Here is a 12427-nt window from a genome sequence, read left to right as displayed (position 1 = left end):
TTCTTTACGTTCCACTTTTATCGAAAGCATAACTTGTCGAAATGAAGCAATAATGGTATACTAAAGGAACGGAATTAAATACTCATGTAATCGCTGCATGCTTTCTGTATGCAGAGGAAAGTCCATGCTCACACAAACTGCGATGTTTGTAGTGTTCGTGCTTGACGAATTCATAAGTCAAGGTAACCTTTATGGTTAACGGCAGGAGGTATTCCTAAGTCTCCGGATATGGAATGCGTACCTTGAAAGTGCCACAGTGACGTAGCTGGTTGGGAAACCATCCAGGTGGAACGAGGTAAACCCCACGAGTGAGCAACCCAAATTTTGGTAGGGGCATCCTTTACTAGGGAAATGAACCGAACGAGGGACAAGATTTTTCTTGTAGATAGATGATTACAACCAATGTACGAGGCTGACCACCATTTGAAGTACGTTGGGGACAGAACATGGCTTATCGAGTATTTATGGGTCCACCAATAACGAAATGAAACCTTGCTTACAGAATAACTGTCAGCAAGGTTTTTTAGTTTGCTTTATTTATCCCGCCTTAAACTGCCTTCTTTGGATGTGCCCCCACCAAATGAAGTTCCACTTTATTTTCTCGAAAGAAATGACGGCTAACTAGACGTCAATGGATATGAATTCATCTTTTTTAAAGGATTGTGATAAACTAAGAAAGAATTAATTTCGATACATGAAAGGATACGTTACATGCAGAATGTTACATTAATTGCAACCGCTGCAATGGGCCTTGAATCTATTGTTGCTAATGAAGTGAAAAGCCTGGGTTACGAAGTACAGGTAGAAAATGGTCGAGTTGTGTTTGAAGCACCAATTTCCGCCATACCTAGATGCAATCTGTGGCTTAGAACCGCAGATAGGGTGCGATTGCTTGTAGGTAAGTTTAACGCCTCCACATTTGATGAGTTGTTTGAAGGCACAAAAGCCTTGCCTTGGGAAAATTATATTTCAGAAGAAGGGCAATTTCCGGTTTCAGGGAAGTCTGTTCAATCTACTTTGTACAGTGTGTCCGATTGCCAGGCTATTACCAAAAAAGCTATTGCGGAAAGACTAAAGCTTAAACATGGTGTTGCAAGTAAAATGCCAGAAACAGGAGCACTTTACAAAGTAGAAGTTTCTCTATTAAAAGACGAAGCCATGTTAACCATTGATACGTCTGGAGCTGGTCTGCATAAGCGTGGGTACAGAGTAGGCCAAGGGGAAGCCCCCTTAAAGGAAACGATGGCTGCTGCTCTTGTTTTATTAACGAACTGGAAACCAGAATATCCATTAATTGATCCCTTTTGTGGATCAGGTACCATTCCAATTGAAGCTGCAATGATCGGGCAAAATATTGCACCTGGCTTTAACAGGGAGTTCGCTTCAGAAGGCTGGTCATTTATTAAAGATAAATATTGGGAAACAGCATTTGAAGAGGCAGAAGATAAAGCAAATTATGACCAACAACTAGAGATTACCGGATCGGATATTGACCATAATTTAATAAAAATTTCAGCAGACAATGCAATAGAAGCTGGGTTTGGTGATTTAATTTCTTGGAAGCAAATGCAAGTGAAGGATTTAACGATCAAAAAAGAAAATGGGTATATTATTGGCAATCCTCCATATGGACAGCGGCTTAGTGATAAAGATGCGGTAGCAAAAATTTACCAGGATCTTGGCTCTGTTATGGATTCGCACCCTAGCTGGAGTGTTTATATACTAACAGCATTTGAGAAGTTTGAAAAAGCCTATGGTAAACCAGCTACTAAAAAGAGAAAGCTATTCAATGGTTTTATTCGAACAGATTATTACCAATACTTTGGTAAGAAAAACAAGGGGGATATCTAATTGGATAACACATATCTTATTGAAAAGGATTTTAAAGAGCTTTTAAAAGAACAGAGTGCCTATAAAGAAGTTATTTCGCTTGCGCATTGGGATATGAGAACTAAAATACCTAAAAAAGGTGTGGACCAGCGCTCGGAAGTAGTCGGTTTTATGGCTGAAAAAGTACATCAACTGGAAACTTCTGAAAAGATGAAATATTTTATTGATGTGTTAAAGGACCAAACAGAGGATGATATTATCCGGAAAACTGTGGAAGAATGTGAAGAGAATTATGAACGCAATCGTAAAATCCCACATGATGAGTATAAAGAGTATGTTATGTTGCAATCCAAGGCAGAGGCAATATGGCAAGAAGCGAGAGAGAAATCTGATTTTTCGCTATTTCAACCATTTCTAGAGAAATTAGTAGAATATAATAAAAAGTTTGCTAATTATTGGGGTTATGAGAAAAATATTTACGATGCGCTTTTACATAATTATGAACCTGGAGTAACAACCGAAACGTTAGATCAAGTTTTTCCTTCAGTACGTGATTCTTTAACAGAGCTACTTGGTAAAATAACGAATAGTAGCGTTAAACCAAATCCAGACGTTTTAAAAGGGCATTTTTCTAAAGCTAAGCAAGAAGCATTCGCACTAGAAGTGCTTAACAAAATGGGATATGACTTTAACGCTGGAAGACTTGATGAAACCATTCATCCATTTGCCATTGCCTTAAATATTCATGATGTACGTGTCACAACGAGATATGATGAAGAGGATTTTCGAATGGCTGTTTTTGGTACTATTCATGAAGGTGGCCATGCTTTATACGAGCAAAACATTAACCCTAGTCTTGCAAATACTCCATTAGCTACAGGAACTTCTATGGGAATTCATGAATCACAATCGTTATTTTGGGAAAACTTTGTAGGAAGAAGTGAAGCATTTTGGTACAGCCATTATAATTTGTTTAAAGATTTTGCTCCGGCATCATTTCAGGCAGTACCACACGGTCAATTTTACAAGGCAGTCAATGAAGTGAAACCATCCTTCATTCGTATCGAAGCGGATGAATTAACCTATTCTCTTCATATCATGGTTCGCTATGAGTTGGAAAAGGCACTAATCAATGGGGACATAAAAGTGAAAGATTTGCCAGGACTGTGGAATGAAAAAATGAAGGATTATTTAGGCATTACACCACCTTCAGACAAACAAGGCGTCCTGCAAGATATTCATTGGTCTGGTGGAGATTTTGGCTATTTCCCATCCTATGCCTTAGGGTATATGTATGCTGCGCAATTTAATCATACATTAAACAAAGAAATGAACGTTGATGATTTAATAGCCTCCGGTGAATTTCACCAGATTAAAGAGTGGTTTACCAAACATGTTCACCAGTATGGAAAGATGAAAAAGCCACTTGAAATCTTAAACGATGTGACCGGGGAATCACTAAATCCGGCATACCTAGTGAATTATTTAACAAAGAAATATAGCGGTATTTATCAGTTCTAAAAGATAAAACTAAGAAGGTGCGTTATGTCATATATTGGATCGACAGGAATTGGTATTCCAGCGAACGAGATACGCCAGGAAGAGATTACAGAGCTTGTAAAAGATATCTTTATTGGTTCCAGCAGGCATGTCACAAAGCTTTTACCCGTGTTTAAGAATGCCGAAGTCACAAGTAGGCAATTTGTTGTTAATAAGGAATGGTTTCGTTCTGAACATAGCTTCAAGGAACGGAACGACTTGTACAAAACACATGCCATCACGACCTCTCTTGAAGCTGTTGACCATTGTCTTACTAATAAAGAGTTTTTGGATAAGGAAATTTCTTATCAGGCAATCGATATGCTAGTATTTGTCTCGAGTACTGGGATTGCGACACCTTCTGTAGATACGTACCTTTTTAATCAGCGGAATTTCCGAGATAATATAATTCGTATGCCATTATGGGGCCTTGGCTGTGCTGGCGGAGCAATTGCATTGTCAAGAGCCCATGAATGGCTTAAAGCTAATCCTGATAAGACAGCACTTGTTGTTTGCTGTGAATTGTGTAGTCTAACCTTTCAAAAAAATGACTTAAAAAAGAGTAACATTATTGGTAGTGCCTTATTTGGGGACGGTACAGCAGCTGCCTTGTTAATCGGAGAGGAATCTCCTTATATTAATTATCTTAAGAAGAAACCCGTTAAGGTAGCAGATACAAGCTCTAAAACGAAAAAACAAAGCACAGATGTCATGGGATGGGATGTTACAGACAAGGGATTGGAAGTAATTTTTTCAAAGAGTATACCATTACTGGTTGACTCATTCTGGCGTGAGCATTGCAACGCTTTCTTTCAAAGCCAAGACCTTCAAGAAGAAGATATTCACTCTTATATCGCACATCCCGGTGGAAAAAAAGTGTTAGAAGCAATGGAGAATGTGCTCAGAACATCAAAAAACAAGCTAAAGCATTCTTACAATATATTAAGAAAGCATGGTAACATGTCTTCTGCCACGGTGCTCTATGTACTAATGGCTGCTATGAAAGAAGGTAACCCAACCGGTGGAAAGAGTGTGCTTTCCGCACTTGGGCCTGGATTCAGCTCAGAATTATTATTACTGGAGTGGACATAATGTTACCTCCATTATTATGGTTCATTTTTATCTTTCTCGTTGTTCAAAGACTCCTAGAGATCGCAGTTGCAAAGCGAAATGAACGGTGGTTAAAAGCGCGCGGCGGGATTGAAAGTGGGGAGGAGCACTATAAATGGTTTATTATTGTGCATACCCTATTCTTTTTTTCCATTCTTTTAGAGGTTATGGCAAAGAATGAAGTCGTGCAAAATCCTGGAATCCTTTTAATCGTACTATTTCTGCTTACCCAAGCCTTTCGTGTTTGGTGTATTTCTTCGTTAGGAAGGTTTTGGAACACAAAAATTATTGTGGCGCCAAATTTTCCATTAATTAAGGCTGGCCCTTATAAATATATCGACCATCCTAATTATATAGTGGTGGGAATCGAACTTTTTATCATACCTGTTATGTTTCAAGCGTATCTAACAAGTGTGATTTTCCCGATTCTGCATATTTTGCTTCTCTTTATTCGTATACCAGCTGAAGAGAGAGCATTAAAAGATCCAACATATTTAGAGTAAAAGGCAGTTAGCGAAATGCTAGCTGTCTTTTTTAGTTTTTACTCTCCATAACATATCATAAATACCCTTCCTCTAGCTCATACTAAACAGGAAAAAATGGAGGAGGGGATCATCCTGACAAATCTCTGGGTGTGGATCGTTTTACTTGTCATTATACTTGAAAGAACTGCTTCTAAAAGAATTTCTACAAGGAATGAACGCTGGTTAATAGAAAGAGGAGGGAGGGCACCTAAAGAAACTCACTATCGTGGTTTGTTACTTGTACAATACTTGGCGTTTAGTTCTGTGGTAGTAGAATTACTCTATATTAAGCAGACAGAGGTGGTTTTCAACCGATTCTTTTTTATATGCTGCCTTATCGTCCTTTGTTGCAAATGGTGGTGTATACGCTCAGCGGGTGTATTCTGGAACACCAAAAAAATTACATTACCAAGAGTAAGATTGTTTAAACAAGGGCCTTACAGATATGTCAAAAATCCAGACTATCTTTTAACATTATTGGAAATTGCTTTTATTTCCGTTTTATTTGGAGCTTATATTACAGCTTTTGTTTATCCTCTTTTGTATATATTCTTCTTTAAACTTACCCAAAGTGAAACTCAGAAAGTCTATAAGAATGCATAAAAAAGGTCAGCATTAGCTGACCTTTTCATTTTTATTGTTCATTCGTTTTGCAATATACATAAATGGTGTGTCTAGGAGTGCAACAATGAATTTTATAATATATGTCGTAAAGAGTATTTCCAGCCATACAGAAAAAGGAAATTGTCCATAGAAGGCAATGGTACAGAATACAACAGAATCCAGTAATTGACTGATAACCGTACTTCCATTATTTCGGATCCAGAGCTGTCGATCAGACGGAAATAATTTTCTAAGCTTATCATATATCCATACATCAAAGTATTGACTGATAATATATGCTGCCAGGCTTCCTGCTGCTACTCTGATCACTAAACCGAATATTGTAGCAAGTGAACCGTGTGCGATATCATCTGCAGCTGGTTGGAAGGCAAGCGCAAATTGCATCACGACTGTCATGGTAATTAGTGTAGCAAACCCAAGCCATACCGCTTTCTTTGCTTCTTGTTTACCATACTTCTCATTCAAAATATCTGTAGCTAGATAAGCTGTCCCATACATAATGTTGCCAAGGGTTGCAGTCAATCCCAACAACTCAACTGTCTTAAGTACTTGCATGTTCGCAACGACTGTAGCCATCCCAATCCATACAAATAAGCCTGTCTTACCAAATAAACGATAAAACAAGAGTAAAAAAGAAAAATTAACGAGTGCAAACAAAATCCAGATTAGTTCATTTGACATATAAATGCCTCCTTAGTTTTGATAACGCGGGAGTTTGCGAACCGCGAAAAGAACATTATAGCATAAATTTGTATTCATGGCTTCCTAAAGTTCGTCTTGTAAAAAAAAGAACCTTTAGAGTTCTAAAAAGAATCTACACCAAAAAAAGCGGTAATCCTTTTACAGATTACCGCTTCTATATACAATTCGTTTATTTTTTAGTTACGTTAGCAGCTTGAGGGCCACGCTCGCCTTCAACAATTTCAAAGGATACTTCTTGTCCTTCTTCAAGTGATTTAAAGCCTTCCTCTTGAATAGCAGAATAATGTACGAATACATCATTGCCTTCTTCTAATTGGATGAAGCCATAGCCTTTCTCTGCGTTAAACCATTTTACTACTCCGTTTTCCATGAATATAATCCTCCTAGAAACTTTCACGTTCAAAAAAGGGAACGTGTTAATACAAAGCAGATTTATAGAGCATAAATGAAGGCAGCCTCTATTGAAGTGTAGGACCACGTTACATCCACTTCTATAGAAGCTGCCTATCATAAAGGATCCATACATCTTCTTTGCTTGTGTCTAATATAGCTTATATAAACTTGCTCGTCAAGAAATAGCTTACATAATTATACGATTTTCTAGGAATTTTTCAAAAATACAGGTATAATGAAACCATTTAAAAAGATTGTTTTAAAATTTCATTAAATCATCTATGTAAAGGAGCAAACGAGAGTGAAGTCAGATATTGAAATTGCACAGGAAACAACATTAAAACCAATTAATGAGATTGCTACCAGCTTAGGGTTAGCGGAAGAGGACTGGGAACCTTATGGAAGAACAAAAGCAAAGTTATCGGCTAACCTCCAAGAAAAACTAGAACATCGGCCAGATGGAAAAGTTGTTTTAGTAACATCTATTAATCCTACTCCGGCGGGTGAGGGCAAATCAACGGTCACGGTCGGGTTAGGACAAGCATTAAATAAGCTTGGTAAAAAAGCGATTATCGCGTTGCGTGAGCCAAGTCTTGGACCGGTTATGGGCCTTAAAGGTGGTGCTGCAGGAGGTGGCTACTCACAAGTTCTTCCAATGGAGGATATTAATCTACATTTTACCGGCGACTTACATGCTATAACGGCTGCAAATAATGCATTATCCGCGTTGATTGATAACCATATACATAGAGGCAATAAGCTGCAAATTGATCCGAGAAGAGTGGAATGGAACCGTGTGCTTGATATGAATGATAGAGCACTTAGACAGGTTGTTGTTGGTCTAGGCGGGCCTGCTAGAGGTGTACCACGTGAAGACTCCTTTAGTATAACGGTAGCTTCTGAGATCATGGCTGTCTTGTGTTTAGCTAAAGACTTGCACGATTTAAAACGGCGCCTGAAAAGTATTGTGATTGGCTATACATATGATGAAAACCCTGTAACAGTTGAGGATCTAGAGGCAGAGGGAGCATTAACAGTTTTGCTTAAAGAAGCGCTAAGGCCAAACCTCGTGCAAACGACTGAGAATACACCTGCTATTATTCATGGTGGCCCTTTCGCCAATATTGCACATGGCTGTAATAGCATAATTGCAACAAGTTCAGCAGCCAAGCTAGGAGATTATGTAGTGACCGAAGCTGGCTTTGGTGCAGATCTTGGTGCCGAGAAATTTTTGAACATAAAATCCAGAGCAGGAAAGATTCAGCCCCGTGCTGTTGTAATAGTGGCCACGATTCGAGCCTTGAAAATGCATGGCGGTGTAAAGAAATCAGAGTTAAAAGAAGAAAATGTGGAGGCAATTTCCACAGGTGTTGCAAACTTAGAAAAGCATATCGAAACAATAAAATCGTTTGGTCTTCCATTCGTGGTGGCAATAAACAAATTCCCTACTGATACTCAAAATGAAATAGACTTTTTAAAGGAATGGTGCACTAATAATAAAGTGGAAGTTGCGCTAACGGATGTTTGGCAAAATGGAGGAGCAGGGGGATTGGAATTAGCAGAGAAGGTAGTCAAAGCAGCGGATGAGCCAACTGCAGATTTTAAACATACGTACAGCTTAGAGGATCCTTTAGAAGAGAAAATTAGAAAAATCGCACAAACTGTGTACGGTGCCAAGGACATTGTGTTAAGTAAGAAAGCTAGCAATCAAATTGCCTATTTTGAAAAGCAAGGGTGGGGAAACTTGCCTGTATGTATGGCAAAAACACAATATGCGCTCTCGGATGATCCCACCCAAATTGGACGGCCTACAGGATTTACTATACAAATTCGAGAACTAAGAGCTTCCATAGGCGCTGGGTTTATTGTGGTGCTAACAGGTGATGTGTTGACAATGCCAGGACTTCCTCAGCACCCTGCTGCGCTAAATATGGATGTAACAGATGATGGCAGAATTGCAGGGTTATTTTAATGAAAGCACAAGAACAATTAACTGCAATACGTGAGTATGTTAAAAAGTCCTTTAGCAATGAACGAACAGGCCATGACCTTTATCATTTACAACGCGTAACTCGTTTAGCGAATAAGATTGCAAAACAGGAGGGAGCTAATCTCTTTCGCTGTGAAACAATTGCATGGCTTCATGACATGACAGACCACAAGCTAGTTAGTGACGAACAAGAAGCTTCTCATACATTAAAAAACTTTTTAGTTTCAATAGAATTATCTACCTCTGAGATAGAAGAAATTTTGGAAGCAATCCGAACGATTTCTTATAGCAAAGGAGAAATCCCATCTTCAATAGAAGGAAAAATAGTGCAGGATGCAGACCGACTTGATGCTATTGGAGCTATAGGGATAGCAAGAGCTTTTACTTATGGAGGGGCTAAAGGGAAATTTATGTATCATGAGCAGCTTTCTGACAATACCATTCAACACTTTTATGATAAGTTATTAAAACTAAAAGCCACTATGCATACTGCAACAGCAAAGTCGATTGCAGAAGAAAGACATCATTACATGGAACAGTTTTTAGAGCAATTTAAATCAGAGTGGTAAGAAAAAAACCAGTCATTATGATGACTGGTTTTTTCACACTTAAAAGTGCATTATTTAAATATCCCTTCTCGCTTTATTCTCCCACTTTGAATTAACCAATTATGTTGGAAAATCTCTGTGATCACGAGAATAACAGCTGTTAGAATGGCACCCAGAGGGGTAACTCCTGTGTTAGCGAAAGCCCAAGCTCCAATATAAATACCTACAGCAGAGATAATGAAATCCATAGCCAAAACAAAGCCTTTCGTATTTCTGCCAAGGAAGGTAAGTTCACCTATATAACCAATCACAGCTAGCAATGCACCCAACAATATGGGTTGATACCATGAAGCAAATTCAACATTTGGCAATATCCACGATGCTACAACGATTCCTAACGGTGTAATGATTAATTTTAATAAGAGGCCTGTCATAAAACCCACCTTTTACTATTTTGATAGGTTAGTATGTGTGGGTACACCATTTTTTATACTTATTGAGTCACACGTTTAGCACCGATGTATCTGTCTTTCCAATAATTATTACTTAATTCTGCTACTTCAACGCCACGTGATTCGCCAGCATGAATAAATTTCCCGTTTCCAATATAAATGCCCATATGGGAAGGTCCTGGTTTATATGTCTCAAAAAACACTAAGTCACCGACAGATTTTGACTCCACAGGGGCAGCGAAATTCCATATGTCACTAACGGTTCTAGGGGTTTCAATTCCCTGCATACTAAATACATATTGGATTAATCCACTGCAGTCAAAGCCTGTTGGGGTTGTTCCTCCCCATACGTACGGAACACCAACAAAGGTATGTGCATTGGCCACAATGCTCCCGCCATTAATTCCTTCTACCTTTACCTGTTTTTCTTCCTGTGCAGCTTTCTTTTCTTTTTGATCTGATTGTGACTGATTTAAGGGATCCGTATCTTTTAATTCCTGCTTCTCTGTTTTCTTTACTTTGACTTTTATAGCTGGAGCTTCTGCAAGTTTAATCCCTTCATGTTCTTCACTAGCAAGTTTTAGTGCATCCTTTGTTAGCGGGCCATAAATCCCGTCTATCATACCCTTGTAATAACCGAAATACTGCAGAGCGTGTTGCACGGTTTCAACCTTATCTCCTGTTAAGCCCGGATAGACTTCTGTTGAAAGGTTCTTAATTTGTTTTAAATAAAGATTTTTTTCGGATTTTATTAATGCTAGAATAGTTTTCTCATCTGCTTGACCATTAATCGTTATATTATAATCTGCCTGGAAATTCTTTAAGGCGTGGGCAGTGAGTGCTCCATATTCTCCATCTAAATCAGCGTCAAAATAATCTAGATTGTTGAGCTTTTCTTGAAGCAGTTTAACAGACTCACCATGCTCTCCAAACTCTAATTGCTCTGTCTTCGTTAATAACTTGTTTTGAAGTTGAGGGTATGCATCCACGTACGTAACAAGCGGCTGACTAAGTACATAACTATACAAAATGGAATGTTTCACCACATGTTCCATTGTTCCACTCAGCATGCAACAATCCCCTTTCCCTTGATGAATACTCTTAACAGATTTATGTAGAAAAAAATACATTCATGCGTTACGATTGTATTACAAAAAACATTCTGTCATGTGACAGAGAGTGAGGAGTTATGGATGATGACTGGAGAACAAGCTTATTTGGACTTGTGTAAACATATATTAGAAAATGGAACGAAGAAAGAAGATCGTACGAATACAGGTACATACTCTGTCTTTGGATATCAAATGCGTTTCGATCTACAAAAAGGTTTCCCATTATTAACAACAAAAAAAGTGCCGTTTCGCCTTATCGCATCGGAACTTTTATGGTTTATAAAGGGAGATACCAATATACGTTACCTTCTAGAACATAATAATAATATATGGAATGAGTGGGCGTTCGAGAAATGGGTAACGAGTTCTGATTATAATGGCCCCGACATGGAGGACTTTGGGAATCGCAGTCAGGCTGATGAGGCATTTAACAAACAATACCAGGAACAAATGGCTGTTTTTAAAGAAAATGTATTGCAAGATGATAATTTTGCAGCAAAATATGGTAGTCTAGGATCGGTATACGGAAAACAATGGCGGCAATGGAAAACATCCACAGATACAACGATAGACCAATTAAAGGATGTTATCATGTCTATAAAGCATAATCCTGATTCTAGAAGACACATCGTTTCAGCCTGGAACCCTGAAGATGTACCATCAATGGCCTTACCACCATGTCACACCCTTTTCCAATTCTATGTAGCGGATGGTAAGCTATCATGCCAGCTTTACCAGAGAAGTGGGGACGTTTTCCTTGGTGTCCCTTTCAATATCGCAAGCTATGCATTGCTAACACATCTAATCGCTCACGAATGCGACCTTGAAGTGGGAGAGTTTGTGCATACGCTTGGAGACGCACATATTTATCTTAATCATGTAGAACAAGTAAAGACACAACTAAAACGGGAAATCCGCAGTATGCCGAAGCTTGAAATAACAGGAGACAAGCAGTCTGTATTTGATTTTGAAATGGAAGACTTTGCAATAACTAATTACAATCCACATCCATCAATAAAAGCACCAATTGCAGTGTAAAGTGTAAGAGGAAGAAAGGTGATGAAATGATATCTTTATTATTAGCAATGGATCGGAACAACCTTATTGGCAGGGAAAATGACCTCCCTTGGCATTTACCAAAGGATTTACGTTTCTTTAAAGAAAAAACATTAGAAAAAACCATCATTATGGGGAGAAAAACATATGAATCCATCGGTAGACCACTTCCGAAAAGAGAAAATGTCGTCGTTACTCGTAATACAGAGCTAACAAAAGAAGTAACTTGTATTGCTGATGTAAAAACGATAAAACAATGGAACGAAGACAACCCTTCAAAAGAATATTTTGTCATAGGTGGGGGGCATCTGTTTGAGCAAGTTCTGCCATTTGCTGACCGAATGTATATTACGTTAATCGATGAGACATTCACGGGGGATACCTATTTCCCTGACTTTTCATCAGATGAATGGAAAATCTCCTCAAAGGTCAAAGGAGAGAAGAACGAAACAAATCCTTACGATTATTATTTTATTCAATATGATAGGGTTAAATAAATGATGAAGATTATGCATGAAATATTTTAAATCGATAAAACTAGAAGGAA

General features: G+C 38.3%; 13 protein-coding genes and 1 other RNA gene. 10 read left to right on the top strand and 4 right to left on the bottom strand.

What is annotated here, in order from left to right:
• Positions 1–78: 78 nt before the first annotated feature.
• The 6 genes from rnpB to LG273_RS09740 all read left to right on the top strand — a co-directional run bounded on the left by rnpB (position 79) and on the right by LG273_RS09740 (position 5606).
• Positions 79–459: RNase P RNA component class B (gene rnpB, locus LG273_RS09765), an RNA gene on the top strand.
• A gap of 252 nt (positions 460–711) precedes the next feature.
• Positions 712–1851 (top strand): class I SAM-dependent RNA methyltransferase, encoded by a 1140-nt coding sequence (locus LG273_RS09760; protein ID WP_404459435.1) that lies wholly within the window; start codon positions 712–714, stop codon positions 1849–1851.
• Entirely contained in the window at positions 1852–3351 is a 1500-nt protein-coding gene (locus LG273_RS09755; RefSeq protein WP_379564103.1) for a carboxypeptidase M32, read from the top strand.
• Positions 3352–3375: 24 nt separating this feature from the next.
• On the top strand, positions 3376–4461 hold the full coding sequence (locus LG273_RS09750; protein WP_404459433.1) for a type III polyketide synthase: 1086 nt from the start codon (positions 3376–3378) through the stop codon (positions 4459–4461).
• Positions 4461–4982, top strand: a complete 522-nt coding sequence (locus tag LG273_RS09745) for an isoprenylcysteine carboxyl methyltransferase family protein (protein WP_404459431.1) — start codon at positions 4461–4463, stop codon at positions 4980–4982. The genes LG273_RS09750 and LG273_RS09745 overlap by 1 nt, the downstream gene beginning before the upstream one ends.
• Before the next feature lie 96 nt (positions 4983–5078).
• The gene (locus LG273_RS09740; protein WP_404459429.1) at positions 5079–5606 is read left to right on the top strand and encodes an isoprenylcysteine carboxylmethyltransferase family protein; all 528 of its coding nucleotides are present in this window, start codon (positions 5079–5081) and stop codon (positions 5604–5606) included.
• 12 nt (positions 5607–5618) lie between these two features.
• Here the strand turns inward: LG273_RS09740 and LG273_RS09735 are convergent, their stop codons facing one another.
• Positions 5619–6308, bottom strand: a complete 690-nt coding sequence (locus LG273_RS09735) for a queuosine precursor transporter (protein WP_404459427.1) — start codon at positions 6306–6308, stop codon at positions 5619–5621.
• 190 nt (positions 6309–6498) lie between these two features.
• Positions 6499–6699: a cold-shock protein gene (locus LG273_RS09730; protein WP_036572880.1), complete on the bottom strand. Its 201-nt coding sequence runs from the start codon at positions 6697–6699 to the stop codon at positions 6499–6501.
• 324 nt (positions 6700–7023) lie between these two features.
• Here LG273_RS09730 and LG273_RS09725 point away from each other — a divergent pair, with 324 nt between their 5' ends.
• Positions 7024–8694 (top strand): formate--tetrahydrofolate ligase, encoded by a 1671-nt coding sequence (locus LG273_RS09725; RefSeq protein WP_404459425.1) that lies wholly within the window; start codon positions 7024–7026, stop codon positions 8692–8694.
• On the top strand, positions 8694–9281 hold the full coding sequence (locus LG273_RS09720; protein WP_404459423.1) for an HD domain-containing protein: 588 nt from the start codon (positions 8694–8696) through the stop codon (positions 9279–9281). Before LG273_RS09725 ends, LG273_RS09720 begins: the two co-directional genes overlap by 1 nt.
• Before the next feature lie 50 nt (positions 9282–9331).
• Here the strand turns inward: LG273_RS09720 and LG273_RS09715 are convergent, their stop codons facing one another.
• Entirely contained in the window at positions 9332–9694 is a 363-nt protein-coding gene (locus LG273_RS09715; protein WP_404459421.1) for a DUF2512 family protein, read from the bottom strand.
• Between the two features lie 59 nt (positions 9695–9753).
• On the bottom strand, positions 9754–10782 hold the full coding sequence (locus LG273_RS09710; RefSeq protein ID WP_379564087.1) for an NlpC/P60 family protein: 1029 nt from the start codon (positions 10780–10782) through the stop codon (positions 9754–9756).
• Positions 10783–10905: 123 nt separating this feature from the next.
• Here LG273_RS09710 and LG273_RS09705 point away from each other — a divergent pair, with 123 nt between their 5' ends.
• A complete protein-coding gene (locus LG273_RS09705; protein ID WP_379564085.1) occupies positions 10906–11862 on the top strand; it encodes a thymidylate synthase in 957 nt (318 codons plus the stop codon).
• Between the two features lie 26 nt (positions 11863–11888).
• Complete coding sequence (locus LG273_RS09700) at positions 11889–12377, top strand: dihydrofolate reductase (RefSeq protein ID WP_379564083.1); 489 nt, start codon at positions 11889–11891, stop codon at positions 12375–12377.
• The last annotated feature ends 50 nt before the right edge of the window (positions 12378–12427 follow it).

Origin of the sequence: Oceanobacillus kapialis (assembly GCF_044790185.1) — a bacterium.
In the GTDB taxonomy this organism is placed as follows: Bacteria; Bacillota; Bacilli; order Bacillales; family Amphibacillaceae; genus Oceanobacillus_B; species Oceanobacillus_B kapialis.
This window is presented reverse-complemented; position numbering and strand designations above follow the sequence as displayed.

Excerpts from the sequence above, each read along its gene's own strand:
- LG273_RS09760 (WP_404459435.1), top strand. The coding sequence starts at position 712 with ATGCAGAATGTTACATTAATTGCAACCGCTGCAATGGGCCTTGAATCT.
- LG273_RS09750 (WP_404459433.1), top strand. The coding sequence starts at position 3,376 with ATGTCATATATTGGATCGACAGGAATTGGTATTCCAGCGAACGAGATA.
- LG273_RS09745 (WP_404459431.1), top strand. The coding sequence starts at position 4,461 with ATGTTACCTCCATTATTATGGTTCATTTTTATCTTTCTCGTTGTTCAA.
- LG273_RS09740 (WP_404459429.1), top strand. The coding sequence starts at position 5,079 with ATGGAGGAGGGGATCATCCTGACAAATCTCTGGGTGTGGATCGTTTTA.
- LG273_RS09735 (WP_404459427.1), bottom strand. The coding sequence starts at position 6,308 with ATGTCAAATGAACTAATCTGGATTTTGTTTGCACTCGTTAATTTTTCT.
- LG273_RS09730 (WP_036572880.1), bottom strand. The coding sequence starts at position 6,699 with ATGGAAAACGGAGTAGTAAAATGGTTTAACGCAGAGAAAGGCTATGGC.
- LG273_RS09720 (WP_404459423.1), top strand. The coding sequence starts at position 8,694 with ATGAAAGCACAAGAACAATTAACTGCAATACGTGAGTATGTTAAAAAG.
- LG273_RS09715 (WP_404459421.1), bottom strand. The coding sequence starts at position 9,694 with ATGACAGGCCTCTTATTAAAATTAATCATTACACCGTTAGGAATCGTT.
- LG273_RS09710 (WP_379564087.1), bottom strand. The coding sequence starts at position 10,782 with ATGCTGAGTGGAACAATGGAACATGTGGTGAAACATTCCATTTTGTAT.
- LG273_RS09705 (WP_379564085.1), top strand. The coding sequence starts at position 10,906 with ATGATGACTGGAGAACAAGCTTATTTGGACTTGTGTAAACATATATTA.
- LG273_RS09700 (WP_379564083.1), top strand. The coding sequence starts at position 11,889 with ATGATATCTTTATTATTAGCAATGGATCGGAACAACCTTATTGGCAGG.